Source organism: Streptomyces sp. NPDC096013 (genome assembly GCF_044763565.1).
In the GTDB taxonomy this organism is placed as follows: Bacteria; Actinomycetota; Actinomycetes; order Streptomycetales; family Streptomycetaceae; genus Streptomyces.
Genome location: NZ_JBIWGK010000013.1, coordinates 67,297 through 91,200 on the forward strand (window position 1 = coordinate 67,297; position 23,904 = coordinate 91,200).

Below are 23,904 nucleotides of genomic sequence, written 5' to 3' on the forward strand. Positions count from 1 at the left end.
GGTGTGCATCAGAGTGGCCCTATAAGACTCTGAAATCGAGGGCTTTAGTAGGTCCTCTTGGAGCTGAATTTAGGACTTTAATTGCCTCTGTAGCGGATAGCTAGCCAGGCGGAGGACTTTGAGTGACACTGTCCGCAATGCTCGACATGGAGGTAAGTCAGTGCCACGGTCCGCAGGCAACACCCAGCTCAAGGCCGCCATGATCGCGGCTGGATTCAGGTCGCAGCAGGCGTTCGCCGACGCCCTGGGGGTCGGCGTCCGACAGGTACGACGCTGGGTGTCAGCAGATCCGCCTTGGCCGCACCGCGACCAAGCACAGGCTCTTACACGGGAGTTGGGGCAAGATCTCGAGTCTCTCGGTTTCACTCCACCGAACGCAGTCCAGGCCGACCGAGGACGTCGCTCAGTTCTTCCAGCCGCGGGCGCCGTCGTTGGTCTGGCCGCTGTCCCGACTCAGGTGGTCACCCTGCAGCCTGCGACGGTCGCCGCTGACTTCCAAGCCGTCACCCGGTCTCATCGGCGCCTGTACTGGTCAGTCGCCCCCGCCACGCTCCATCCTGCCGTGCAGGCGCACGGATCCCTTGGCTGCGCACTGCTCACGGAGACAGCTGGTCAGACACGGAGGACCGTTGCCTGCGCTCTGGCCGAGAGCTACCTACTCGCGGCACGCCTGGAGTTCTTCGACATGCGTGCCGCCGACCGTGCTGCAAGCACACTGCTGCTCGCACTCCAGGCAGCGGGCGAGGCCGACGACCCGCTGCTGGGCAGCGCGATTCTTGCGCACACCGCGTTCATTCCCGCATGGGCGGGTGACCGGGAGTCGGCGGTCGAGCGGATGGTGGCCGCCCGCACCTACGCTCGCCGTGGCCCAGCCTCGGCGGAACTGCTCGCCTGGCTTGATGCTGTGGAAGCCGAGTGCGAAACCCGCTGCGACAACCCCCGGACGGCGCTGCACTTGATCGGACATGCCGAAGACATCGTCGCGCACGGCGGGGAGCACCCGTCGCCGGAGTGGCTCGACTGGTTCTCCCCTGTCCGGCTGGCGGCTTTCAAGGGCAACGTCCAGTTGAGAGCTGTCCACTTGCCGCAGGCGCGGACTACGCTCCTCGGGGTCCTCGACGCTCTCGACCCGTCGGAGGAGAAGCAGGCAACCGTGATCCTCGGAGATCTCGCCTCTGTGGCAGCAGCGGCCGGGGACCCAGAGGCCGCCTGCGGGTACGCCGTGCGCGCGCTCGACCAGTTGGAGCGCAACTGGTACGCGATGGGGATGGACCGTATCCGCGAGGTGCGACGCGCGCTGGTGCCGCACCAACATGAGCGCTGTGTGCGTGACCTAGATGACCGTCTGTACGGCTGGTCGACGACGGTCAGCGCCTTGTCCCGTTGAACTGCGCGATGTGACCGGACAGTTCGAGGAGGCTCTCTACACGAAAGGTAGGCAGTTCCTTCGCTTCCTGACTGGCCCACTGGATCGTGGCCCACGGACCGCGGCGCACGAGCGCGGTCGGCATACCGACCGCCACAGCTGGCCGAAGGTCGTTGTCGACCCGATCCCCGACGTACAGGATTTCCTCGACGTCGAACGGCGCTACCTCGGCTATGCGATCGAAGAACGCGATGTCTGGTTTGCTCGCTCCCCAGTCGTCTGACGTGCCGATCAGATCGACGTCGTCCGTGAACAGCTGGCGCAGGATGCCGCCGGCGCGAATGGTCTGGTTACCGGCTATGCCTAGCCACAAGCCATCGGCGCGGAGCTGGGCCAACGCCGGTCGCACATCCGGATACAGGTCGCTCTCGCCGAAGTGCTCCGGCTGACCAGCAGCGGCCCGCTTCTCGCGCTCGGTGTAGAGGTCGAAGCCGGGCTGGAACTCTTGGAATGTTTCGCGGTAGTCGCGCCCTTGGGCGATGACGGCGCCGAACATCGCGTGGAAGGTGTGCCTGGGGACCTGGAGCCAGTCGGCCCACGTGCCGTACTCCCGGGTCTCGTCCACCAGGCACTCACCAACGTCGAACATCACTGCACGGATCATGGGCGGCAGCGTAGCCGGACGACGAAACTGTCTCATCCCGAGGGCTCCGCTCACTGCCCAAGGCACGGCCCCCGTCCGTGCACGGTCGCATGACATCTTGTTACCCAGCGACGGATGGGGAGTTGAGGAGAACCATGGCAAAACTGGTTCTGTGGGACATCGACCATACTTTGATCGACACACGCGGTGTAGGCCGCGAGTTGTCAGCAGCAGCGTTCCAGAGGGCCATGGGCCAGCCCATGCGCGAGCAAGCGAAGATCGACGGCATAACAGAATCTGTGATCTTCCGCCAGACCGCGAAACTTCACGGGTTGACCACGGATCGTGCGGACTTCGAGCGCTTCGCTGACGCCCTGACGGAGGAGCACCTGAGGCAAGCCGCCGAACTACGTGAACGTGGGCATGCTCTGCACGGTGCAGCCGCTGCTCTCGACGCACTCGCTGCTCTCGGTATCCAGCAGACGGTGGTCTCCGGAAACATCCGCCCAGTCTCCGAGATCAAGCTCCAGGTGTTCGGGCTCGACCAGCACATCCTCTGGGATCTCGGTGCTTACGGGGAAGAGAGCGACGTCCGCGCCAGCCTGGTGCATTCGTCCCTTCAGCGAGCGAACACGTCTGCAGTAGATGCAGTACTGATCGGCGACACGCCTGCCGACGTGGAGGGTGCCCACGCGAACGGGGTACGAGTCATCGCGGTGGCATCTGGGCATAGCAGCGAAGCCGCCCTCCGTAACGCTGGCGCGGAAGTGGTGCTGTCGGACCTTCAAGACACGGAGTTCCTGGTCAAGCTCGTACGCGGCTCGATATCGCGGCCCGGGCCCTCGGCCAGGGATATGCCTTGCTGATTGCGATGAACCACCGGGGTGAATCCCTAGCGCTCGCGCTGAGCAAGCTCGTTGACGTCGGTGTCATCAGGGTCGGTGATCCAAAGGCCGCCCTCTGCGACAAGTCGCTCAGAGCTCGTGAGCCTTCGGATGCCGAGCCCGCGCGACAGGTTTCTCGCTGTAGGACGTCCGTGTCTGCCGCCTCACTGCCACCAGGGACCGCAGCGTCGTCGTTGATCATCAGGGCCCAGCCATCCGGCATGCCCCACCTGTCGCGACTTCGCCGAGGCATGGTGGCGATGCGACATGGCCGCCGACAAAAGCGGCCTCAGGACCGGGGAGTTCGCTTTCCACGAGTACCTGATCGATGCCCACCCGAGCACACGCCCGACCAGCGTGGAAGGCTGCCGGGGATGCCAAGAGGCCCTCACCATGGCGCAGTTCTTCCTGCCGGGCACGGTCATATACCGAGCGGATGGCAGCTACGTCGGCCCGGCCCGACTCCACTTCGTTGCCGGCTTCACTGCGTACGTGTACCACCTCGCAGCCGGCGGGGGACGCCGGACCACATGTGCTCGCCGGACCGCGGACACCGCTACGAAATCACCGTTGAGCTGAAGACCCCGGTCACGCTCACCAGCGAGGAACAAAGTGCCGCGCTGCGCATCGTCGTCGCCGAACTGGAGCGGGATCTGCGGTACCGGGAGCTCGAACGTCTCGGAGCCCACGACAGCGCCGCCATGGCGGTGACCGACCGATTCGGCCTGGCCCGATGGGTGCACGCCACCATCGCACGTTGCCTGGCCGACGGCATGGACCAACACCTTCGCGTACGGGTCAAGGCCCACGCCGAAGGCCCCGGCACTGCCGTCTTCCTCCCGACCTGAGCAGAGACCAACTCCCCGGGACCGGGGAGGCCCTGATCCTCGATCAGCAGGCCTCGTCCAGCACCTGGACCAGCCCGCTCGCCGGGGCAACGGAACGGGTCTGCTGATCGTGCTCCAAGCGGGCGGTCTCCAGCAGGCGCTGCCACGAAGTCACGGTCGGCCGACGGCGCAGAAGTGCCCTTCGATCACGTTCCGTCATCCCGCCCCAGATGCCGTGCTCGATGCGCTCGTCCAGGGCGTAGGCCAGGCATTCGGTGCGTACGGGGCAGCCGGTACACACGGCCTTCGCCCGGGTTTGGGCGGCTCCCACGACGAACAGTTCGTCCGGGTCGGCACTCTTGCACAGCCCGCGTTCGCCCCAGTCGGAATCCGCTATCACCTCGGCACCGTCCCCTCCTCGATTCGGCCAGCAGCAACGCCCGGCTACATGCGGCAGGCACGTGACAGTACGTGAGCCTGGTGCTGCGCGTTCAGCAGTGCAAGAGAGCCCAACTCCTTCGAGTGGCGCTGACTTGTCACAGACTGAGCCGGGACTGTAATGGCGATTGAAGCGGGGATGCCGTCGGTGAACCCCTCGCTCGCTGTCCGGACCTTGCAAGGCGCGGCGACTCAGGGCATTTTGGGGGCGTGCTCAATGACGGCCACGAAGCATCGACTGGCCTCATTGAGCCCGCGCCTGGCCCGGAAGATGTTGTACGGTGGGCCAACCGACGCGGGGTGGAGCAGCTCGGTAGCTCGCTGGGCTCATAACCCAGAGGTCGCAGGTTCAAATCCTGTCCCCGCTACTGGAGTTCGGCCTCCGCCGCATTGAGCGGCGGAGGCCGACGTCGTTCTCGGGCGCGTTGGTTCGCCGAAATCCCCCTAGTGCTCCAGCCGTAGATGTGGATCTTCATCGTCGAAGGGCGGTGTGGCGTCGGCAGTGGTTGCGTCGGGCGCGGGCCACTGTGATGTTGCTGCCCGGGATGGGATGTGACCTCTAGGGTGTCGGGGCTATGAAGCTGGTGGAGTTGGAGATGGCGCAGTGGGACTGGGCTGGTATGGACTGCGGATGTGGCCGGTCCGCCGAGCACGTGGCGGAGCTCCTGCTGGAGGTCGCTCGTGGCCAGTCGCGGGGGGTAGCGGGCGCTCTTGACGGTCACGCCTGGAGCTCGCCTACGCTCTTCGGGCCGGCTCCTGCGGTGGCCTCGGTAGCTCTGGCAGCTCTTGCGGACAACGTTCCGCTGCAGGCTCGAACTCAGTTCCTCGACCTTGTGCAACTCATGGTCGCTGGTGGAGGTACGGACTTCGGTTCTGCCGCCCAGGGGCTGGACTTGCCGGAGCTGTGTCGCGAGATCACGGCCCGGGGGCAGTGGCTGCTGTATGGCGAGGTGCTCTCCGGCAGGTCCGTCATGGACGCGGGCACCGCATTCGAAATCCTGACGGTCGTGGAAGAGAACCGCGGACGGCTCCAGGCTCTGCGAGAGCAGGCTGGCGAGTTGTTGCCGTCGCATTGCCGGACACGGCTGTGCGACGACGATCTTGTTGGCTGACCGTGAGGGCTGCCCGGCGGAGCAGACCAGACGCCAGTACTCCCGCCGTAGCTGTGATCTTGCTGGAGGGCCCGATGCGGAGACGGCTGCCGCCACCGATGATCATCGTGAGGTGTGTGGACTGAGGATGGAGCGGTGGGCGCGGGTCACTACGCAGTGCCCGACCGCCGGCGGGCGATGTTCGAGGGTCTGATGGACCGGATCTCCGGTCGGTTCACCCGGGTCGAACCACGGGCGCGGGCACGGCTCGCCTGGCCGAGTTGATGAGGGCGTGGGCGTCGGAGCCGTAGACGGCGGACTCACGCAGGGTGCGCCAGACCTTCGAGTAGAGGGCGATGTTGTCGGCGTCGTCCAACCACAACTCGGCATGCCAGTCCTCGGCGACGACCAAGCTGTCGTCCAGGACCCAGAAGCCGTTGGCGGGCACGATCTTCACCGAGGCGGTGAAGGACGATGCCCAGCTCGACGGTGTCCATTCCATTCCGACCACGCCCGTGAGTCGGTCGAGCTGGGCGGCCAGTACGGAGGGAGGGCAGATCAGCGACCGCAACGCGGCCTCCCACATCAGCACGTGCAGCTTGCGTCCAGGGCGGTACAGCCACTCTTGGCGCTGCACCCGGGAACGTACGGCGGCCTCGATGTCGTTGGCGCCGCCCCGTAGTTCCGAGTAGCGCTGGATGACGTGGCGGGCGTACTCGGGGGTCTGCAACAGCCCCGCGATGACCGACTCTTCCCAGACCCACATTTCAGTGGTGCGCTCGATCTCGGCGCTCAGACCCTCGTGCAGCGGCTTGAAGCCGTTGGCAAGGGTCCGGCGCCACGACCTGATGTGGGACTCGAACCCCGCCAGGCGGGCGGCGAGTTCGGGGTACTGGTCCGGCTGGCCGGTCGCTTCGGCCCACGCCCGGAGATCCTCGGGGCTGGCCGTCTGCCTGCCGTTCTCCAGCTTGCTGACCTTCGAGCCCGGCCAGCCGAGCCGCTGTGCGAGTTGCTGACCGGTGAGCCGGCCACCTGGGGACGAGAAACGGAGTTCACGCAGCCGCGCCCCGAGCGCCTCCCGTGCCTGCTGGTAGTCAGTGCTCACCGGTCACGCGTTACTCGGTCGGGGCCACCTGCGCGGCGAACTGGTCGTACGGCACGGCGCCGTGCATGGCCGCGTCACGGACGATGGAGTACCGCACGACTTGGGCGGGCTCCGTGATCAGTTCGATGTCGAGCAGGTTGTCGGCGTCGTCGAAGTGGAGCAGGGTGACCAGGAGCGAGTCGAAGAGCCAGAAGTCTTCGGCGGGCAGCTGGGCCGCGTCCTGACGCCACAGGTAACGGATGTCCTCGCCGACTGCCGCGTTGTGCCGGGCGTAGTCGAGCAGGAACAACTGCCCGGTGGCGGGCGGGTTGTCGGCGATGCGCACTCGGCCGACCTTCTTGCCGGCCCTGGTCTGGCGGCGGATGTTCACGAACCAGGGCTCGTCAGGGTCGAAGGGCGACGAGCCGGTGGCCAGGAACGCCTGGTAGTCGGGGTCCTGACGGTCGGAGGCATAGCCGCGCCGTGTCTCCAGGCGCCAGGCGGTGTGTTCGAACGTCTCGAAGAGGCGCCGGAAGGTGTCTCGGTCGATCAGTTCGGGCACCCGCTCCATCTCCTTCGGCCCCCAGTTCACGAGCAGTTCGCGCGGTACGACGACCGCTGCCTCGTCCGGCCCGAAGTGCTTCAGCTGCGCGAGGTCGTGCGGGTCGGTGACCGGAGTGCCCTGGACGACGATCTCGCCGGTGCCCTCGTCCGTGTGCAGGGCGGGCAGCCGTCGACCTTGCTGTCTGTGCCGGTGAAGCGTAGCTGGCGAGCCATGGACGCTCTCCCTTCCAGAGGCGGCATCCTGACGCACGCACGCGGCCGTGGCTGTGACGTCGTTCATCGGCCCCGGCATGTTGGCTTCGAGCGGCCCCAGTTGGTGAAGGTTGTGTAGCTTGCCGACGTCCTGAAGTGGCCTCGGGACTTGGTTTGCGTCAGGACCAGCCGCAGCGCGGTCAGCTCCGCGTGGTTGAGAACGGCAGGGCGTCGGCCCATTCCCAGAAGGCGCCGGCCTCGTGAACTTCCCGTTGCAGCAGGGCGGACAACGGGCTCATGTCGGTGCCGGGAGGGACGTCGATGGCGACGAAGTGCTCTCCGTGCCATTCGCTGAGCAGCCCGGATTCCTTGATCGAGTTCTTGATGAGGCTGATGCTGCGGCCAAGTCGTGCAGCGTCGGTGCTCGGCCGGAGCAGTGTGCGCAGGACGCGGTGTCCGCTCGCCTGGGCAACTTCGACCACGCGGGCTTCTGGTGAGAGACGGACCCGGTCTCCAAGAGCGAGGCCGTAGGTCATGAACGGGATGCAGGCCACCTTGTATGTGCCGTGCTCTTCGGGCTGGAGCCACAGCTGTTCGATCTGTCCGTCGAGGTCGAAGGGGGTCAGATCGGCCTGGGCGATGTAGTTGCTCTCGGCTCGACCGACCGGGTCCTCGTGCACGATGTACTGCAACTCCGCCACCTCTGCCTGCTCGTCCCGGCGAAGATCGTCCCATGGCGTCGGCTGGCGAAGCTGATCGGGTGCGCTACTACTGCCTGCCCTTCTGTTCCGCCCTGGTTTTGGAGCGAGTCAGGCGGTAGGACTCGGTGCCGGTCTCGATCAGGGGGCGTTGAAGGTGAGCTGGTCCACGATCGCCGCGCAGAGCCGTGGATCGGTGAAGGCCCTGCTCCAGCCGGTGAACGCCTCGTCGAAGGCGATCGCGATACTGCTCTTCTCCTCACGTTCCGTGAGAACCTGGGTGCTGCCGCGGGAGCGGGTCGGGGAACAGAAAGAGGGACGGTTTCAGGGCTGTCCCCTTGCGGTCCAGCCCTTCGCGGACTGGCACCTGGACGCTACCGCCGCCCTGCACTCCAGAGGTCACCCGCTGCCACGTCATGACCACGACCGCCGAAGTACCGCGCGGACCCTGCCCGTTTCCGCCATGACGATCCGACGGCTCTGCTACGACTTTGTCCGGGAACGGTGGGAGGAGCAGGCCATGTCGGAGTATCAGCACTACCAGTTCGCGGTCGACGAGCCGTTGACCGACAGGCAGCTTGCGGAGATCCGGGCGCTGACGACCAGGGCACGCCTGACCCGGCACAGCTTCGTGAACACCTACGGCTGGGGTGATTTCAAGGGGAATGCGCGGATGCTGGTGGAGACGCACTACGACGCACACCTCTACTTCGCGAACTGGGGCACCCGGCGGCTGATCCTGCGGTGGCCCGCCGCCACGCTGCCCCCGGACACCGCGCAGATGTACTGCGCCGGTGACTCGGCGGACAGTTGGGAAAGCGGCGGGTACGTCCTGATCGCCCTGGAGTCCGACAACGAGGATGACCCGGAGGACTTCAACGACCTCTTCGGCGACGAGGGGGACCAGGACCGGGACGAGCAGTGGCTGCCTTCTATCACTCGCGCCCGCCGACAGGTGGCCGAGGGGGACCTGCGGCTGCTGTATCTCGTGTGGCTGCTGTGCGCGCAGGGCGGTGAGCTCGACGGGGACGACCTGGAGCCGCCCGTACCGCCGGGCCTGGACGACCTCCCCGAGCCGCTGGCCGACCTGGCCACGTTCCTGCGCATCGACGAGGACCTCATCGCAGTGGCGGCCCAGCGTTCGTCCCGGCCCGCTCCGCGCCCACCGCTCGCCGCCCACCGGGCCTGGATCACCTCCCTCGACACGGGCCACAAGGATGCTGTCCTGGCCACGCTCCTGCACAGCGGCGACCTCCGGCCTCTGCATGAGATGCGCCGGCGCTTCCAGGACACCCAGACGCCCACCGGTCCCGCTCCCGTACGCCGGACGGTCGCGGAGATCCGCGCCGCGGTCCCCGCTCAGAGGGCACGGCGGATCGCCCGTGAGCAGCAGCGGGAAGCCGACGAACGGGAGCGGGCAGCACGGGAGCAGCGAGAGGCCCAGAACCGGCGGCTGTCCGGCCTTCAGCATGATCCCGAGGCCGCCTGGCAGCGGGTAGGAGAACTCCTCACCCGCCGTGGTACCCGGCACTATCCAGAAGTGGTCCGTCTCCTGGGGGATCTTGCCGCCCTCGCCGGCCGGGAAGCAGCCACGGCCGCGTTCGCCGAGCGCTACGCCGGCTTCATCGCGGCCCACCGGACCAAACGGGCCCTGCTGCGCGATCTCAGGGCCGGGGACCCGGTCTGCGCCGCTCTCACTCCTGGGGACTGAGTGCGCGCGCCCTGGCCGCCGGGGCTGTAGGCGGCAGATACATGAGGGCGGGAGGGGTTCCGTGGCACCGCCTGGTGTAGCCGGGTGCCGGTAGTGCAGGGAGTCCGGCGTCCCGCTGCCCGCAGTGATCAGGGCGGTGAGCTTCCGGGCGGGCGGACGCATGTGACCTGGAGGACCGGCCGGGCGTGGTCACGAGGTAGGCCTACTGCGGTTGTTCAGCTCCCAGGTGATGAACGGCCGGAAGCGCTCGGCCAGGAGCATCACGACCGCGGTGCGCCCGTGCTCGGCGAGTTCGCGCCGTGCCGCGCCCATGTTGAGGATGTTGTCCACGGTGTAGGTCTCGGTGCAGGGGCCCAGTTCGATCTGGTGGTCGGGGTCCGGGCTGTCTGCGCGGGCGACTGCCTGCCTGTCTCTGCCCCCGCCTTACGACCAGCGCGGCCCGGACGCCCTGCTGGCCGACCTCGACGCCCCCGACGAGGTCATCGCCCCCGTTCTCGGCTGGCTCATCGACATGCCGGACGCTGGCGTCCATGGGCCCCGCGGGCTGCGCATGCACCACGCCACCCGCCCTTCCCGGCACTGTTGGGACCCATGCTGGCTCACCGACCGTGACAGACCCTGACTCGCCCCGGTCCGATCCACCAGCCGCAGGCTCCCCAGTGCACCTCAGCCGCCACGTGGGCCCAGCACCTCTGGCCCGGCGCGGCGGCCAGCACTGCGGACCTGTGGCTGCAGTTCGGCCCTTGAGCCGACCGCGGTCGGCGAGGAATCGGAGGCCTGGCCCCCCGGTGCTGCCGCACGCGGCGTAGCGACATTCCTGGCCGGCAGCCTGAACGCGGAGACGCGCTTTGGGGCCGCGCTGGCCGACAACGAGGAGATCTGGGCAACCAGCTGCCACTCGGCACCTCACCAACCCCCGCCCGCAGGGCGTGGTCCGCTCGTTGGCAACTCGGCTGCGCCAGGCCCGAGTTGCCGAGGCGGCGGAGCCATCTCAGGCGTCGCTGCCGCCCAGGTCCACGTGCCCGGGTATCCGGCGTTGGATGTCCGCGAACAGGTTCCGCATCGCCATGCGGAAGATCTCCGCCTGGTGCCCGCCCAGGAAGGAGGTGTGTCCGAACACCTCCAGGGCGACCAGGCCGTGCAGATGTCCCCACGCGCTCATGAGCAGCGCGGTCGCGGGGGCGGGCAGGTGCCCCTGGCCGTAGTGCGGTAGCTGTTCCAGGTAGCCGCTGAGTGCGGGGGAGAGCGCGGGGGCGTCGATCGCGGCCAGTTGCCGCGTGCTGTACCCCGCGAACAGCTCGCGCTCGAAGATCTCGCTCATCCGGCGTGAGGCCTGGGTGGTCGGGCCGTCGGCGGGTGCCGCGTAGTCCCGGAGCGGTGTGCCGTAGAGGAGCTGGAAGCGTTCGGGATGGGCGATGCCCCACCGGCGGTAGCCCTCGCTCGCGATCACCAGACGGGGCAGGTCCGGGTCGTCCGACGGGGTGTCGACGGCGGCCTGCACGGCATCGGCCAGGTCTTCGTACCCCTTGGTGACGAGCACCGTCACGAGGGCGTCCCGGCTCGGGAAGTAGTGGTAGAGCGCCTGCACGGTCATGCCGAGACTGCGGGCGACCGCACGCAGGGACAGCGCCGCGGGCCCGTGTTCGGTGAGGTGGCGCTCGGCCGCGTCCACGATCTCCCGCGTGGCGGTGGCCCGGCGCCGCTCGCGCAACGAGGGCGGGGTGGTGGTGCGTTCATCGACGGCCATGCGACGACCGTACGACGCCAACTCCGCGCCCACGCCCCGAACCTGCGAAGTGTGAGGAAAATCTGACACTGCCAAAACTCCTTGCTCCTCACTAACGTCGTGCCCGGCGACGAAGAGTGCCCCTTTCGCCAACTCGGCTGTTTCGCGCCTCTTTCGCTGTATGGACACATATTCATGGATATCCAAGGAGATCAGGCGTGTTTGAACGCATAGCCGAACTGGCCGTCCGCCGCTCCCGGTTGGTGCTCGTCGTCGCCGTCGTGGCGGTGGCCCTCATGGGAATCCTGGGCGCCGGCGCCTTCGCCAAGCTGCTGGGAGGCGGCTACGACGACCCGGCCTCCCAGTCCTCCCGGGCCGCGAAGGTCATCGACCGGAAATTCGGCGGGGAGACGAACCTGGTCCTGCTGGTCAGCGCCTCCGAGGGGCGCGTCGACGCCCCGGCCGCGCGGCAGAGCGGCCGGGATCTGGTCGCCCACCTCAAGAAGGACCGGAATCTCGAGAACGTCATCTCGTACTGGGACACGGGCAGTTCGGACCTCCGCTCCACGGACGGCCGCGACGCCATGGTGCTCGCCCATGTGAAGGGCAACGACACCGAGCGGGACCAGAACGCCAAGAGCGTCATCGACGCCTACACCGGAACCTACGAGAAGACACTTACGGTCCGGGCCGGCGGCGGCGCCGCCGTCACCAGTGACATGGGCACCCAGTCGGCCAAGGACCTCGTCCTGGCCGAGTCCATCGCCATACCCCTCACCCTCGTCCTGCTCCTGCTCGTCTTCGGCAGCATGATCGCGGCCCTGCTGCCGCTCGCCATCGGCACCATCGCCATCGCGGGCACCTTCGCCGAGCTGTACCTCCTCGGCAGCGTCACCGACGTCTCCGTCTTCGCGATCAACCTGACCACGGCCCTGGGCCTCGGCCTCGGCATCGACTACGCGCTGCTGATGGTCAGCCGGTTCCGCGAACAGCTCGCCACCGGGGCGAGCGTCGACGACGCCGTACGGCGCACGGTGAGCACGGCGGGCCGTACGGTCGCGTTCTCCGCGGCGACCGTGGCTGCCGCGCTCGCCGCTCTGCTGGTGTTCCCGCAGTACTTCCTGCGCTCCTTCGGCTACGCCGGTGTCGGCGTCGTCGTCATCGCGGCCGTCAGCACCCTGTTCGTCATGCCGGCCCTGTTCGCTGTCCTCGGCCACCGGGTCAACGGCGGCCGGCTGCCCTGGGCGAGGCGCGAGCGCTCCGCCACCCGGGCGCCCTTCTGGGGACGGCTGGCCGCCACGGTCATGCGACGCCCCGCGCTCACCGCACTGCCCGTCCTCGCGGTCCTGCTGGTCGTGGCGTCCCCGCTCCTCGGCATCACCTTCGGCACCCCGGACGAACGCGTCCTGCCGGAGGACGCCGCCAGTCGCCAGGTCTCCTCGATCCTGCGCGAGAAGTTCCACGGCAGCGACGACTCCGCCCTCCACATCGTCATCGACACGGCCGTGAGCAAGACCCCGCTGGAGTCGTACGCCACCGAACTCGCCGGTCTCAAGGGCGTCGTCCGCGTCGAGACCAGCACGGGAACCTACGGCGAGGGACAGTCCGCGGCCGTCGGCCCCGGCACAGCCGCCCTCGGCCGCCCCGACGCCCAGCAGATCAACGTGGTGAGCACCCTGACCCCGAAGTCCGACGCGGCCCAGGACCTCGTCCGGGACGTGCGGGCGGTCGCCCCGCCCGCCGGAACTCACGCCCTGGTGGGCGGAGTTGACGCCGTCCTGGTCGACTCCAAGCACTCCGTCGGCAGCCGGCTCCCGCTCGCCGTGGCCCTGGTCGCCCTCACCACCTTCCTCCTCCTCTTCCTGTTCACCGGCAGCGTCGTCCAGCCGCTGCGCGCACTGTTCCTCAACATGGTCAGCCTCGGCGCGACCCTCGGCGTCATGACCTGGATCTTCCAGGACGGCCACCTGTCCTCGCTGCTCGGCTTCACGGCCCAGCCCATGGACGTGTCGATGACCGTGCTGATGTTCTGCATCGCCTTCGGCCTCTCCATGGACTACGAGGTCTTCGTCACCAGCCGGATCAAGGAACTCCACGACCTCGGCGAGGACAACGAGTTCGCCGTCACCAACGGTCTCGGACACACCGGCCGCATCGTCACCGCGGCCGCCTGCCTGCTCGCGGTGAGCTTCTTCGCCTTCGGCACGGCCCAGCTCGGCTTCATGCAACTCTTCGGCCTGGGCAGCGGGTTGGCGATCCTCATCGACGCCGTCGCAGTACGAGGCATCCTCGTCCCCGCCGCGATGCGTCTGCTCGGCCGCGCGGCCTGGTACGCGCCCGGCTTCCTGCGCCGGTTCCACGACCGGTTCGGCCTGAGCGAGGGCGGCCCCGGTCACGCGCCCGCGGCCGTACCCGGCCCGGCGACCGAGCCGTCGTACGGGAAGAACTCGACGCAGGTCTGACCACGACGGATCGCCGCGGGTGCGGCTGAGTGGCTGCCGCAGTTGCGACTGAGTGCATTAGGGCTAAGATGATTAGCGCTAATGCACTCAGTCGCTTCAGTCGCTTCAGTCGCTTCAGTCGGTCTGCCGGGCCGAGTTGGTCGAGTCGGCTGAGGCGGTTCGGTCGATTCCGTCGGAAGGACTTCCGCCCGTGGACCTACGGCAGCTCTTCGACGACCTGGTGCGCTTCGAGACCGACCTGTGGAACGGGATCGACGCCCGCCTCCGCAAGGACTGCGGAGTGACCCTGGGCGGCCTGAACGTGCTGCTGGTCGTGGAGCGCGCCGGTTCCTGCCGGGTGAACGACATAGCCGCCGCCCTCTCGATCACGGTCGGCGGTGCGAGCCAGGCCGTCGACCGGCTGGAGAGGGCGGGGCACTGCGCCCGGCGACCGCACCCGGCGGACCGTCGCTCCTCGATCGTCGAACTGACCCCGGGGGGACGGGAGTTGGTGCACGAGGCGGGGCCGATATTCGACGGCGAGCTGACGACAAGGCTGTCCGCCCCACTCCCGCCCACGGCACTCGGTCACCTGGCCGACGCGCTTGCCGTGCTCCGCGCCACCACCCCGCGCACCCCGGCACCAGAGCCAACACCCCTGACGAAGGAGTCCTGATGAGCCCCGCACCAGTACGCGCAGTGCGTTTCGACGCCTATGGCGACCGTGACGTCCTCCATGTCACCGAGATCCCGATGCCAGTTCCCGCCGCAGGTGAAGTCCTCGTCGAAGTACGCGCGGCGGCCATCAACCCCGGTGAGGCGGCGATCCGTTCGGGTGCGATGCACGAGCGTCTCCCCGCGACCTTCCCGTCCGGCCAGGGCAGCGACCTCGCGGGCGTGGTCACCGAACTGGGCGACGGCGTCACGGAGTTCAGCCCCGGCGACGAAGTCCTCGGCTTCTCCTGGCAGCGCTCCAGCCAGGCCACCCACGTCGTCGTACCGGTGTCCCAACTCATCCTCAAGCCGGCCGCGCTGAGTTGGGAGGTGGCCGGGTCCCTCTACGTCGTCGGCTGCACCGCGTGGGCCGCCGTCGAAGCGGTCGCCCCCAAGCCCGGCGAGACCGTCGCCGTCTCGGCCGCGGCCGGCGGTGTCGGTACCGTCGTCGTCCAGCTCCTCGCCGTACGCGGCGCGAAGGTCCTCGGCATCGCGTCACCCGCCAACGCCGACTGGCTCACCGCGCACGGCGCGACCCCGGTTCCGTACGGCGACCACCTCGCCGAAACCCTCACCGCGTCGGCACCCGCCGGAATCGACGCCTTCATCGACCTCTTCGCCCCCGAGTACGTCCAACTGGCCGTGGACCTGGGCATTCCCCGCGACCGCATCGAAACGATCATCTCCTTCCAGAAGGCCCAGGAACTCGGCACCAAGAGCGCGGGCAGCGCGGACGCGTCGACCCGCGAGGTCCTCACGGAGATGGCCGACCTCGTCGCCTCGGGCCGCATCGAGATTCCCATCGCGGCCACCTATCCGCTCGACGAGGTCCGCGACGCGTTCGCCGAGCTGGAGCGGCGTCATACACGGGGGAAGATCGTGTTGATCCCCTGAGTGCGGGGGCGCGACGTCAGCGGCGCAGCCCCAGTGCCTCGCGCCCCGCGTACCGTGCCTGGTCTCCCAAGTCCTCCTCGATGCGGACGAGTTGGTTGTACTTGGCGGTGCGGTCGGAGCGGGAGAGGGAGCCGGTCTTGATCTGGCCGCAGCCGGTGGCGACGGCGAGGTCGGCGATGGTGGTGTCCTCGGTCTCGCCGGAGCGGTGGGACATGACGACGGTGTAGCCGGCGCGATGGGCCCTCGCGACGGTGGCGAGGGTTTCGGTGAGGGTGCCGATCTGGTTGACCTTCACCAGGATCGAGTTGGCGATGCCGTCGCGGATACCGGCGCTCAACAGCGTCTCGTTGGTGCAGAAGACGTCGTCGCCGGTGAGCTGGCAGCGCTCGCCGAGCCGCGCGGTCAGCGCCTGCCAGCCGGCGTGGTCGTCCTCGGCCATCGGGTCCTCGATCGATGCGACGGGGTAGCGGTCGACCAACGTCGCGAGGTAGTCGGCGTGTTGGGCCGGGGTGCGGCGGACGCCCTCGCCCGAGTAGTCGTAGACGCCGTCGTGGAAGAACTCGGAGGTGGCCGGGTCCATGACGAGGGTGATGTCGGTGCCGGGCTTGTAGCCGGTCTTCTCGATGGCGTGCACGACGAAGTCGAGGGCCTCGTCGGCGGTCCGCAGGTCGGGGGCGAAGCCGCCCTCGTCGCCGACGTTCACGCTGTGGCCGGCGGCGACGAGGTCACGGCGCAGGGTGTGGAAAATCTCGGAGCCCATCCGGACGGCCTCGGCGAAGGTGGCCGCGCCGATGGGCGCGATCATGAACTCCTGGAAGTCGAGCGGATTGTCGGCGTGGGCGCCGCCGTTGACGATGTTCATCATCGGCACCGGCAGCAGCCGGGCGTCGACGCCGCCGATGTAGCGGTACAGGGGGAGGCGGTGGGCGGCCGCGGCCGCCTTGGCGGTGGCCAGTGAGACACCGAGCAGGGCGTTGGCGCCGAGCCTCGACTTGGTCTCCGTACCGTCGAGTTCGATCATCGTGCGGTCCACGGTCGCCTGGCTCTCGGCGTCGAGCCCGATCACCGCGTCCGCGATGCTCTCGTTGACGGCGTCGACGGCGCGCCGAACTCCCTTGCCGTGAAAGCGGGTCGGGTCTCCGTCGCGGAGTTCGACCGCCTCCCGGGCGCCGGTCGAGGCCCCCGACGGTACGGCGGCCCGGCCGAGCGAGCCGTCCTTGAGCACCACGTCCACCTCGACCGTCGGATTGCCCCGACTGTCGATGATCTCCCGTGCGATTACCCGGCTGATGACGGTCACAGTGCACTCCTGACGCTGGGCCCGCGTGGCCGCGGGCGATAAGTTCCACTGAGAAACAAAGTGAGTCCTGAAAAGGAACTTACTATGGGCGCATGAGGATGCACAACGCAGACGAGACCTGCGGAATCGCCGGAGCCGCCGTGATCCTGGGAGACTGGTGGAACGTGCTGGTCCTGCGGGAGATCGCCCGGGGGCACGTCCGCTTCGACGCGCTCGCCGCCGAGATCGGCCTGTCCCGCAACGTCCTGACCGAGCGACTCGGCCGCCTCGTCACCCACGGCGTCCTGCGCCGCAGCCTCTACCAACGACGTCCGGTGCGCTACGAGTACGTCCTCACCGACGCCGGGCGCGCACTGCTGCCCCTCCTCGTCGCCATGCAGGACTGGGGCGACCGCTGGGTCCTCGGCGACGGAAGCCTCACCGCCACGGCCGACACCGACAGCGCCGAACACGCCCGCGTACACGCCCTGACCGGCACCCGCGTGCCCGAAGACCTCCAACTCCCCGGCACCCAGGGCGCCGACGTGCCCGTGGTCTCCCCGGACGCCGCCGCGACCGTGCTGTTCACCTACCCCGGCACGGGAGTCGACTGGAACGAGGAGATCCCCGGAGTCCACGGCTGCACCCTGGAGAACCGCCTCTTCCGCGACGCCTGGCCCGCCTTCCGCCGGGCGGGCGCCGACATGCGCGGCATCAGCACCCAACTCCCGCACGAACAAGCGGAGTTCGCCCGCGCCGAGGACATCCCTTACCCCCTCCTCTCCGACGCCCGCCACCAACTCGACGCCGCCCTGAGGCTGCCCACCTTCCGCGGCGCCGGCCGCCTCCGCCACAAGCGCCTGATCCTGATCATCGACGCCGAACGGGCCGTACGGCACGCGCTGTTCCCGGTGGACGACATCCCGCATGCCGTTGCGGAGAGTCTGCGGTTGGCCGAGGAGTGCGTTCGGGGTGTGTGAGGGGTGGGGGTATCGGGGTCTGGCGGGGCATCGCGTCGCGGATCTCGAACGAGGTGGCACCGTGGGCGCTGTTGAGGCTGTGCAGCGCTCGGGACGTCGAATCGCCGGCTACGCGAACCCCCCATTGCTCATGAGGAGTTGGCCGTTGACCCACTGCCCCTCCGGTGAGCACAGGAAGTCGACGAGATGGGCGGTGTCCTGCGGGGTGCCGAGGCGGTTGAGCGGGGTCTGGCGGAGGACCTGTGCGCGGACCTCGTCGGTCATCCAACCGGTGTCCACCGGGCCCGGGTTGATGATGTTCGCGGTGATGCCGAGGTGGGCGAGTTCGTGGGCGGCGGCCAGGGTGATGCGGTCGAGAGCGCCTTTGCTGGCGCCGTAGGGAAGGTTGTTCACCGTGTGGTCGCTGGTGAGGGCGATGATCCGGCCCGTGCCCGGCGTTGCGGTGAACCGGCGGCCGAACTCGCGGATCAGTAGCCAGGTGGCGCGGGCGTTGACCGCGAAGTGCCGGTCGAAGCTCTCCACGGTGGTGTCGAGGAGGCCGGAGTCGACCGACTCGCAGTGGCACATCACCAGGGCGGTGACCGGTCCCAGGTCCCGTTCGACCTGGTCGAAGATGCGGGACGGGGCATCGGGGTCGCCGAGGTCGGCCTCAACTGCCGTGGTGGCGACGCTGTGTTGGACGAGAGTGTCGGTGATGGCCGAGGTCGCGCCGGTCTCCGGGCCCCAGGTCATGCGTGCGTCGTAAGGGGCCCAGTAGGTGAAGGCGATGTCCCAGCCGGAGGCCGCCAGCCTGGCCGCCACCCCCGCGCCGATGCCCACGGTCCGCCCTGCTCCGGTGATCAGGGCGAGGGGGCGGGCAGGCGGCTGGGCCGGGTTCGTCGTCATGGTCCGAGATGGTTCAGGAGCGGGGGGAGGGGCGGCAACTGCCTTTTCCGCGCCGAAGAGGCACGGCCGTGTAAAGGATTCCTTGACACGAACCGCGCTGTAAAGGCATCCTTTACGTGTGACCGATACCCCTCGGAGTCTCGCCGCCCTCAGTGGCCTGCTGGCAGAGCAGGCCGCGATTCTGGCGCGGTCGGTGGACAGCCCGGTGGCGGCGCCTGCCTATCTGGAGCTGGTCCGGCGGGCTCGTGACATCGACGGACTGGCGGAACAGGTGCTGAAGCTGTGCGTTCAGCAGAGCCGTGACGCCGGTCATACCTGGCAGGAGCTGGGGGACCTGCTCGGAGTCACCCGGCAGGCCGCTTTCCAGCGGTTCGGCAAACCCATTGATCCCCGCACGGGAGAACCCATGGACAAGACAGTGCGCATGACCGACGCGGCGGAACGGGCGACCACGATCGTCACGGCCGTTCTCGAAGGACGGATGGCCGAGGCCAGGCAGTCCTTCAACTCGCAGGTGCTGGAGGCTTTTACGGATGAGGTCAGGGGAGACGGCCTCGCCACGGTCGCCGGACTCGTCGGGGAGTTCGAGGGCTTCGGCGACGGCGAGCCGTTCGTCCGCCGCATCGGCGACCAGACGGTCGTCGACATCCCGCTGAACTACGAGGCCGGCGAAATGAAGGCCCGGGTCGCGTTCGACACGGACGAGAAGGTCGCCGGCCTCGTCATCGTGCCTCCCGACACGCCATGACATCCGCCCTGGGGGAGCTGCCCGTGTTCGCCGGTTCCGCCGGACTCGGGTCGCCGCCGTCCAGCCCATGGGTCGCGATCGTGCCGCTGATCGCGATCCTCCCCGCAGTCCTCTGCATGCTCGACATCGCACGCCACCCGCGCACCCGGCGGTACCCGCCTCAGATCTGGCTCGCCATCTGCGCTTTCGGGAACGTCTTCGGGCTCTTCGCCTACGTCAGGTTCGGGCGCGGCGGGGACGCCTGACGGCGGTGGAGTCGGCCGGAAGGGATCAACTGGCCGTCGGGTCATGCTCGGCCGCGACGACAGCCGCCAGATCCGTCCCCGCTCGGAGCAACTCCACTGTCCGCAGGGCGATGTGATCGAGGCGTTCACGCAGGATGCGCAGGGCCTCGTCCGTGCCGTCGAGCCGGTGCAGGGAACCCACGGTCTCGCGTACCGCCGGAATGCCGTAGCCGGTGCTGCGGAGAGCGGCGACGATGCGGGCCGTCCCGATGGCGGAGAGGCCGTAGCGGCGGGCTCGTAGGGAGGTCACCCGCTCGGGGGTGACGAGGCCCTCCTGTTCCCAGAAGCGGAGGGTCGACGGGCGGACGCCGAGGGCTCTGGAGAGTTCGGTGATCGTCATCGAGTCGCTCTCCTGCTCGAACTCCGGTGTGGCCGACTCCTTTTGGATCGCGCGCAATGCCTGTTCGGCGAGCAGGGCCTCCTCACGTTCTCGGGCGAGCCGCACATGGACCTCGTTGATCGCCGAGGCCGCCTCCGTGACGGTCCGCGTGCGCAGCTCAGCGAGCAACTGCCGTGCCACGACCGGCCCGACAGCACCTGCGAGTCCTCGATACGCGCGCAGGGCGTGGATGTGCAGTGGCGTGTAGGAGCGGTAGCCGCTGCTCGTCCTGGCCGCTGCCGGGATGACTCCCAACGTCTCCAGGTCGCGCACCTGTTGGACCGAATACCCGGACTCCCGCGCGACCTCGGCCGTCCGAAGGGCTCCCCGCCGCCCACCGCTCACCGGCTCGTTCATCCGCCAACCCCACACAGGCACTTGAAGGTCATGCTCGAACCATGAGTATGGAACAGATCATCGCGACCGTACGAGACTTCAGCGGTGCCCACGTGGTCGTACCGGAACCCGGCGGCGACTTCCCCGAACTCGCCTGGGGAGACGCCTTCTTCTACTACGCCCCCGACGGTCGACCACCGCGCAACGTCCAGCCGTACGGCACCGTCGTCACCAAGAACTACCCCGAGGACACCGCCTCCGACCTCGACCTCCCGGGCCGCTGGCGGGTCAACATCCAGGTGGACCGGCCCACGTTCCGCGCACTCACGGGGGAGGAGCCGGGGCGTCTCAACCGGATCTACGACTACGCCGTCACCGACCACGTGGTGCCGCACCCGGTGTACGGAACCCTTGGATGGATCTCTGTCGTCAACCCTGCCGAGCGGACAGGGGAGTTGGTCGTCGAGTTGTTGCGTCGCGCCCATGATGACGCCCGGGCGAGGCACGCGCGGCGAGAGGAACACCGACGGTAGCTCGCCTCCTCCGCCACCACACCGACCCGGCCTGGACGCCGACCGTGATCCGGGCCCCGTGAACCTGGGGGGCCTTCTCGCCCTACCCGGCGGTGCGCGCCAGTTCGGCGATCGCGTCGACGGCCTGGTCGAGTTCGGCCTCGGTGTTGTAGTAGTGCGGGGACAGCCGTACCAAGGGGTGGACGCCCCGGTTCTCGGTGTCCAACTGGGAGTGTTCCGGCACGGTCGTGGAGACGCTGATCCCCTGCTTCGCGAGCGCCGCGGCGACATCGGCCGTAGGAACGGCGTCGACCTTCGCGGTCACGATGGCGCAGCGGTCGCGGCCGAGGTCGTAGGTGGTGACACCGGGCAGTGCGTCGAGGCGGTCGCGCAGATCCGCGCCGAGGGCGACGGTACGGCGGCCGATCTCGTCCATGCCGAGTTCCAGGGCCTGTTGGACGGCCTCGCTCAGACCGAGGACGTTGGAGTAACTGACCTCCCACGTCTCGAAGCGCCGGGCCCCGTCGTGCCAGCGGAAGCCGCGCTCGCCGTCCCAGGTCGCGGCCTCGATCTCGGTGACGTGCGGGTCCAGGTACTCCAGGGCCTCGGGACGCACCCACAGGAAGCCCGTGCCGCGCGGGCCGCGCAGGAACTTGCGGCCGGTCGCGGTGAGCATGTCGCAGCCGATCTCGGCGACGTCGACGGGGAACTGACCGACGGACTGGGTGGCATCCAACAGGAAGGGGACACCGGCCGCGCGGGTGATCCGGCCGATCTCGGCTGCCGGGTTGACCAGGCCGCCGCTGGTGGGGATGTGGGTGACGCCGACGAGCTTGGTCCGCTCGTCGATCAGGTCGGCCAGGGCCGCCGTGTCGAGCTGGCCGTCCTCGTCGTCCGGTACGACGACGATCTCGGCGCCGTGCCGCCGGGCGGTCTGGAGATAGGCGAGCACACTGCTGCCGTATTCGTCCCGGCCGGTGAGGATGCGGTCGCCGGGCTTGAACGTCAGCGAGTAGAAGGCCGCGTTCCACGCGTGGGTGGAGTTGTCGAACAGGGCGATCTCTTCCGCCTGTCCACCCACCAGCCGGGCGATATGGGCGTGGGTGGCGTCGATACGGTCCCGCTCCTGGTCGGCGGCTTCGTAACCGCCGATGGCCGCTTCCAGCTCCAGGTGGGAGGTCATGGCCTTGAGCGTCCGGCGGGAGAGGAGACCGGCTCCCGCGTTGTTGAGGTGCACCCGGTTCATGGTGCCCGGGGTGTCCTGGCGGAGCGCGTCGATGTCCATGTCCTCTGCTTCCCGTCTGTTCTGGATATGAAAGGTCAGGAACGCTGATGTATGCGCCGGCTTGGCGAGGTCACCCCGCGTGTGCGGGCAGCCTGCCGACCGCGTACCCCGGCGCGGCGAGGAAAGTCCGGATCGTACGGGCGATGAAAATCCCGGCCCGCCGTGTCAGCCGGACCCGGCGCCTCTCCCGTTCCAGCAGCGGCGCGCCGATTCTTCCTGCTCCAAGCGCTAGGCCGCCCCGACCGTCGTACGCCACAACTCCCCGGCCTCCGCCGCCGCTTCCGGTGCGACGAGCAGCAACGGCTCGCCGTACGAAGGGAGTTGAGGCATCGCGACCGCACCCGCCTCGGTCGCGATGAGGAGGGCGGGCAGGCCGTCCACCGGGTGGAACTCGCCGATGGCGGCCGCTGTCGCCCGGCCGGCCGCCACCTGGACCAGGGACAGCGCGGTCGAGCCCATCACGCGGGCCGTGCAGTGCCGTTCGGACAGCCGCGCGAGGAGCGCGTCGAGGCCCGGCCAGTGTGCGTGGGCCGCCCACTCCGTCAGGAAGACATGGCCCGTGAGCGTGGTGTGGTCCGCCGCGTGGATCGGGGTTCCGTTCAGGTGCGCGCCCCTGCCCCGCACCGCCGTGAAGACCTCACCGCGCCATGGGTCCGCCACCAGACCGAGCAGCGGGGAGCCGTCCGGTTCCGCGAGGCCCAGGGAGAAGGAGCACCAGCCAAGCCCGTGCGCGTAGTTGGTCGTTCCGTCGACGGGGTCGATCACCCAGTGCGGTGCGTCGGCGGACGTGCCCTCCTCGGCGCCGTACTCCTCGCCGTCGATGCCCCAGTCCGGGAACTCCCGCCGCAGCACCGCGCGTACGTGCCGTTCCACTGCCTCGTCCGTGTCGGTGACGATGTCGGCCGGGCTGTCCTTCTCCCGGACCGGACCCGCACCTCCCCGGTTCCCGCCGCGGATCGCCTCCGTCGCCCACTCGGCCAGCTCCACCGCCACCCGCAGAGCACCGTCCAGGTCAAGCTTGTCCGTCACAGCTCTTCACCACCCCGTTCACGTCGTTGCTAATGATCGCGTCCACACCCCAGGAGAGCAGTTCGGCACGCCGGTCCGCGTCGTCCACCGTCCAGCAGCTCACCAGCAGCTCCCGCGCATGCCAGTGCGCCACCGCCTCCTCGCTCAGCAACCGGTGCTCAGGATTGAAGTACTGCGGACGTACGGCCTCCAACACGCTCTCGGACGGCGGCAGTTCGCCGTACCAGCTCAGGAAGAGCGTGATCCGCTCGTCCCGCGCCCGCACCGCTGCCATCGCCTCCGCAGCGCCGCAGAACATGGCGACCGCGCCGAGGTCTACGAGCTCCGCGTGCGCGGCCGCGGCGATCACCGGGTCCCCCGTGTCCAGGAGCAGCGGCACCCCGGCGGCGGCATCCAACGCCTCCCGCAGCGTCGGGACGGCCGGCGCGAACTCCCGCAACTCGGGCAGCGTCAGCGCCGCGACCGACTCCGGCCGGTCCCACAGGCGGGCCAGGTCGTTGTCGTGATGCAGGACGACGACACCGTCCGCCGTGCACCGTAGATCCACCTCGATCGCCGAGGCGCCGGCATCGGCCGCCCGCCGCACCGCCTCCAGGGTGTTCTCCACGGCAGCCCGGGGATCACCCCGGTGCGCCACGGCCAGCGGACGTCCCGCGGACCGGTCGGGCCGGGCGGAGGAGGTGGGGGTGGGCGCGGAGGGGGTGGCGCGGGGGCCGGAACGGCCAAGGGGCCGGATACGCATGGTGGTTGCTCCGGGCATTCTGGTTCGGCGGCGGAACGCCTTGGTCCGGCGCACGATAGGCAGGCGTGCCGGTGGGGTTCGGGAACAACCGGATGAACGCGGACTTTTTTCGGGACGACACTTCGGCGGGACGGCTGTCCGAGACGTAGGCCGGGATCTCCGCGCCGAACCG

The 23,904-nt window shown here is 68.8% G+C and carries 24 protein-coding genes, 1 tRNA gene and 2 pseudogenes; 13 read left to right on the forward strand and 14 right to left on the reverse strand.

Annotated elements, in window-relative coordinates; genetic code table 11:
• Positions 1–160 precede the first annotated feature (160 nt).
• The gene (locus ACIRB1_RS34755) at positions 161–1,387 is read left to right on the forward strand and encodes a transcriptional regulator (RefSeq protein WP_403468237.1); all 1,227 of its coding nucleotides are present in this window, start codon (positions 161–163) and stop codon (positions 1,385–1,387) included.
• Here ACIRB1_RS34755 and ACIRB1_RS34760 read toward each other — a convergent pair.
• Complete coding sequence (locus tag ACIRB1_RS34760) at positions 1,368–2,030, reverse strand: HAD family hydrolase (protein ID WP_403468238.1); 663 nt, start codon at positions 2,028–2,030, stop codon at positions 1,368–1,370. The genes ACIRB1_RS34755 and ACIRB1_RS34760 overlap by 20 nt on opposite strands.
• Before the next feature lie 134 nt (positions 2,031–2,164).
• On the opposite strand from ACIRB1_RS34760, the gene ACIRB1_RS34765 reads away from it, so the two are divergent.
• The gene (locus ACIRB1_RS34765) at positions 2,165–2,875 is read left to right on the forward strand and encodes an HAD family hydrolase (protein ID WP_403468239.1); all 711 of its coding nucleotides are present in this window, start codon (positions 2,165–2,167) and stop codon (positions 2,873–2,875) included.
• 548 nt (positions 2,876–3,423) lie between these two features.
• Positions 3,424–3,741 carry a hypothetical protein gene (locus ACIRB1_RS34770; RefSeq protein WP_403468240.1) on the forward strand — a complete coding sequence of 106 codons (318 nt, stop codon included), beginning with the start codon at positions 3,424–3,426 and terminating at the stop codon, positions 3,739–3,741.
• 43 nt (positions 3,742–3,784) lie between these two features.
• Here the strand turns inward: ACIRB1_RS34770 and ACIRB1_RS34775 are convergent, their stop codons facing one another.
• A complete protein-coding gene (locus ACIRB1_RS34775; RefSeq protein WP_403468241.1) occupies positions 3,785–4,120 on the reverse strand; it encodes a WhiB family transcriptional regulator in 336 nt (111 codons plus the stop codon).
• A gap of 332 nt (positions 4,121–4,452) precedes the next feature.
• Here ACIRB1_RS34775 and ACIRB1_RS34780 point away from each other — a divergent pair.
• Both ACIRB1_RS34780 and ACIRB1_RS34785 read left to right on the forward strand, forming a co-directional pair.
• Positions 4,453–4,526: transfer RNA gene (locus ACIRB1_RS34780), tRNA-Met, on the forward strand.
• Between the two features lie 207 nt (positions 4,527–4,733).
• Entirely contained in the window at positions 4,734–5,270 is a 537-nt protein-coding gene (locus tag ACIRB1_RS34785) for a hypothetical protein (protein ID WP_403468242.1), read from the forward strand.
• Between the two features lie 214 nt (positions 5,271–5,484).
• On the opposite strand, the gene ACIRB1_RS34790 is transcribed toward ACIRB1_RS34785, so the two are convergent.
• The 4 genes and pseudogenes from ACIRB1_RS34790 to ACIRB1_RS34805 form a co-directional block, all read right to left on the reverse strand.
• Positions 5,485–6,354 (reverse strand): helix-turn-helix domain-containing protein, encoded by an 870-nt coding sequence (locus tag ACIRB1_RS34790; protein WP_403468243.1) that lies wholly within the window; start codon positions 6,352–6,354, stop codon positions 5,485–5,487.
• Positions 6,355–6,364: 10 nt separating this feature from the next.
• Positions 6,365–7,110, reverse strand: a pseudogene (locus tag ACIRB1_RS34795) (DUF6879 family protein).
• A 179-nt stretch (positions 7,111–7,289) separates the two neighbouring features.
• Positions 7,290–7,769: a DUF4265 domain-containing protein gene (locus ACIRB1_RS34800; protein WP_403468244.1), complete on the reverse strand. Its 480-nt coding sequence runs from the start codon at positions 7,767–7,769 to the stop codon at positions 7,290–7,292.
• A gap of 88 nt (positions 7,770–7,857) precedes the next feature.
• A pseudogene (locus ACIRB1_RS34805) lies at positions 7,858–8,066 on the reverse strand (ATP-binding protein); the annotation flags it as partial.
• Between the two features lie 241 nt (positions 8,067–8,307).
• Between ACIRB1_RS34805 and ACIRB1_RS34810 the strand changes: the two are divergent.
• Positions 8,308–9,498, forward strand: a complete 1,191-nt coding sequence (locus ACIRB1_RS34810; protein ID WP_403468245.1) for a hypothetical protein — start codon at positions 8,308–8,310, stop codon at positions 9,496–9,498.
• Between the two features lie 189 nt (positions 9,499–9,687).
• Here ACIRB1_RS34810 and ACIRB1_RS34815 read toward each other — a convergent pair whose 3' ends face one another.
• Both ACIRB1_RS34815 and ACIRB1_RS34820 read right to left on the reverse strand, forming a co-directional pair.
• Complete coding sequence (locus ACIRB1_RS34815) at positions 9,688–9,828, reverse strand: hypothetical protein (RefSeq protein ID WP_403468246.1); 141 nt, start codon at positions 9,826–9,828, stop codon at positions 9,688–9,690.
• A 661-nt stretch (positions 9,829–10,489) separates the two neighbouring features.
• Positions 10,490–11,245: a TetR/AcrR family transcriptional regulator gene (locus tag ACIRB1_RS34820; RefSeq protein WP_403468247.1), complete on the reverse strand. Its 756-nt coding sequence runs from the start codon at positions 11,243–11,245 to the stop codon at positions 10,490–10,492.
• A 197-nt stretch (positions 11,246–11,442) separates the two neighbouring features.
• Here ACIRB1_RS34820 and ACIRB1_RS34825 point away from each other — a divergent pair, with 197 nt between their 5' ends.
• The 3 genes from ACIRB1_RS34825 (at position 11,443) to ACIRB1_RS34835 (ending at position 15,273) form a co-directional block, all read left to right on the forward strand.
• A complete protein-coding gene (locus tag ACIRB1_RS34825) occupies positions 11,443–13,686 on the forward strand; it encodes an MMPL family transporter (protein WP_403468248.1) in 2,244 nt (747 codons plus the stop codon).
• A 190-nt stretch (positions 13,687–13,876) separates the two neighbouring features.
• The gene (locus tag ACIRB1_RS34830) at positions 13,877–14,341 is read left to right on the forward strand and encodes a MarR family winged helix-turn-helix transcriptional regulator (RefSeq protein ID WP_403468249.1); all 465 of its coding nucleotides are present in this window, start codon (positions 13,877–13,879) and stop codon (positions 14,339–14,341) included.
• On the forward strand, positions 14,341–15,273 hold the full coding sequence (locus tag ACIRB1_RS34835) for an NADP-dependent oxidoreductase (protein WP_403468250.1): 933 nt from the start codon (positions 14,341–14,343) through the stop codon (positions 15,271–15,273). Before ACIRB1_RS34830 ends, ACIRB1_RS34835 begins: the two co-directional genes overlap by 1 nt.
• Before the next feature lie 16 nt (positions 15,274–15,289).
• Here the strand turns inward: ACIRB1_RS34835 and eno are convergent, their stop codons facing one another.
• The gene (gene eno / locus ACIRB1_RS34840; protein WP_403468251.1) at positions 15,290–16,573 is read right to left on the reverse strand and encodes a phosphopyruvate hydratase; all 1,284 of its coding nucleotides are present in this window, start codon (positions 16,571–16,573) and stop codon (positions 15,290–15,292) included.
• Positions 16,574–16,665: 92 nt separating this feature from the next.
• On the opposite strand from eno, the gene ACIRB1_RS34845 reads away from it, so the two are divergent.
• Positions 16,666–17,532 carry a winged helix-turn-helix transcriptional regulator gene (locus ACIRB1_RS34845; RefSeq protein WP_403468252.1) on the forward strand — a complete coding sequence of 289 codons (867 nt, stop codon included), beginning with the start codon at positions 16,666–16,668 and terminating at the stop codon, positions 17,530–17,532.
• A 108-nt stretch (positions 17,533–17,640) separates the two neighbouring features.
• Here the strand turns inward: ACIRB1_RS34845 and ACIRB1_RS34850 are convergent, their stop codons facing one another.
• Positions 17,641–18,417 carry an SDR family oxidoreductase gene (locus tag ACIRB1_RS34850; RefSeq protein WP_403468253.1) on the reverse strand — a complete coding sequence of 259 codons (777 nt, stop codon included), beginning with the start codon at positions 18,415–18,417 and terminating at the stop codon, positions 17,641–17,643.
• Positions 18,418–18,535: 118 nt separating this feature from the next.
• Here ACIRB1_RS34850 and ACIRB1_RS34855 point away from each other — a divergent pair, with 118 nt between their 5' ends.
• Both ACIRB1_RS34855 and ACIRB1_RS34860 read left to right on the forward strand, forming a co-directional pair.
• Positions 18,536–19,165 (forward strand): DUF3887 domain-containing protein, encoded by a 630-nt coding sequence (locus ACIRB1_RS34855; protein WP_352178477.1) that lies wholly within the window; start codon positions 18,536–18,538, stop codon positions 19,163–19,165.
• Positions 19,162–19,410, forward strand: a complete 249-nt coding sequence (locus ACIRB1_RS34860; protein ID WP_403468254.1) for a PLDc N-terminal domain-containing protein — start codon at positions 19,162–19,164, stop codon at positions 19,408–19,410. The genes ACIRB1_RS34855 and ACIRB1_RS34860 overlap by 4 nt, the downstream gene beginning before the upstream one ends.
• Before the next feature lie 25 nt (positions 19,411–19,435).
• Here the strand turns inward: ACIRB1_RS34860 and ACIRB1_RS34865 are convergent, their stop codons facing one another.
• On the reverse strand, positions 19,436–20,185 hold the full coding sequence (locus tag ACIRB1_RS34865; protein WP_403468255.1) for a MerR family transcriptional regulator: 750 nt from the start codon (positions 20,183–20,185) through the stop codon (positions 19,436–19,438).
• 47 nt (positions 20,186–20,232) lie between these two features.
• Here ACIRB1_RS34865 and ACIRB1_RS34870 point away from each other — a divergent pair, with 47 nt between their 5' ends.
• Positions 20,233–20,697, forward strand: a complete 465-nt coding sequence (locus ACIRB1_RS34870) for a DUF6194 family protein (RefSeq protein ID WP_403468385.1) — start codon at positions 20,233–20,235, stop codon at positions 20,695–20,697.
• An 82-nt stretch (positions 20,698–20,779) separates the two neighbouring features.
• On the opposite strand, the gene ACIRB1_RS34875 is transcribed toward ACIRB1_RS34870, so the two are convergent.
• The 3 genes from ACIRB1_RS34875 to ACIRB1_RS34885 form a co-directional block, all read right to left on the reverse strand.
• Positions 20,780–21,961 carry an aminotransferase class V-fold PLP-dependent enzyme gene (locus tag ACIRB1_RS34875; RefSeq protein WP_403468256.1) on the reverse strand — a complete coding sequence of 394 codons (1,182 nt, stop codon included), beginning with the start codon at positions 21,959–21,961 and terminating at the stop codon, positions 20,780–20,782.
• Between the two features lie 228 nt (positions 21,962–22,189).
• Complete coding sequence (locus ACIRB1_RS34880; RefSeq protein ID WP_403468257.1) at positions 22,190–22,990, reverse strand: inositol monophosphatase family protein; 801 nt, start codon at positions 22,988–22,990, stop codon at positions 22,190–22,192.
• A complete protein-coding gene (locus ACIRB1_RS34885; RefSeq protein WP_403468258.1) occupies positions 22,974–23,732 on the reverse strand; it encodes a glycerophosphodiester phosphodiesterase in 759 nt (252 codons plus the stop codon). Before ACIRB1_RS34885 ends, ACIRB1_RS34880 begins: the two co-directional genes overlap by 17 nt.
• Positions 23,733–23,904 lie beyond the last annotated feature (172 nt).

Excerpts from the sequence above, each read along its gene's own strand:
- ACIRB1_RS34760 (WP_403468238.1), bottom strand. The coding sequence starts at position 2,030 with ATGATCCGTGCAGTGATGTTCGACGTTGGTGAGTGCCTGGTGGACGAG.
- ACIRB1_RS34765 (WP_403468239.1), top strand. The coding sequence starts at position 2,165 with ATGGCAAAACTGGTTCTGTGGGACATCGACCATACTTTGATCGACACA.
- ACIRB1_RS34770 (WP_403468240.1), top strand. The coding sequence starts at position 3,424 with ATGTGCTCGCCGGACCGCGGACACCGCTACGAAATCACCGTTGAGCTG.
- ACIRB1_RS34785 (WP_403468242.1), top strand. The coding sequence starts at position 4,734 with ATGAAGCTGGTGGAGTTGGAGATGGCGCAGTGGGACTGGGCTGGTATG.
- ACIRB1_RS34810 (WP_403468245.1), top strand. The coding sequence starts at position 8,308 with ATGTCGGAGTATCAGCACTACCAGTTCGCGGTCGACGAGCCGTTGACC.
- ACIRB1_RS34820 (WP_403468247.1), bottom strand. The coding sequence starts at position 11,245 with ATGGCCGTCGATGAACGCACCACCACCCCGCCCTCGTTGCGCGAGCGG.
- ACIRB1_RS34835 (WP_403468250.1), top strand. The coding sequence starts at position 14,341 with ATGAGCCCCGCACCAGTACGCGCAGTGCGTTTCGACGCCTATGGCGAC.
- ACIRB1_RS34845 (WP_403468252.1), top strand. The coding sequence starts at position 16,666 with ATGAGGATGCACAACGCAGACGAGACCTGCGGAATCGCCGGAGCCGCC.
- ACIRB1_RS34850 (WP_403468253.1), bottom strand. The coding sequence starts at position 18,417 with ATGACGACGAACCCGGCCCAGCCGCCTGCCCGCCCCCTCGCCCTGATC.
- ACIRB1_RS34860 (WP_403468254.1), top strand. The coding sequence starts at position 19,162 with ATGACATCCGCCCTGGGGGAGCTGCCCGTGTTCGCCGGTTCCGCCGGA.
- ACIRB1_RS34865 (WP_403468255.1), bottom strand. The coding sequence starts at position 20,185 with ATGAACGAGCCGGTGAGCGGTGGGCGGCGGGGAGCCCTTCGGACGGCC.
- ACIRB1_RS34870 (WP_403468385.1), top strand. The coding sequence starts at position 20,233 with ATGGAACAGATCATCGCGACCGTACGAGACTTCAGCGGTGCCCACGTG.
- ACIRB1_RS34875 (WP_403468256.1), bottom strand. The coding sequence starts at position 21,961 with ATGGACATCGACGCGCTCCGCCAGGACACCCCGGGCACCATGAACCGG.
- ACIRB1_RS34885 (WP_403468258.1), bottom strand. The coding sequence starts at position 23,732 with ATGCGTATCCGGCCCCTTGGCCGTTCCGGCCCCCGCGCCACCCCCTCC.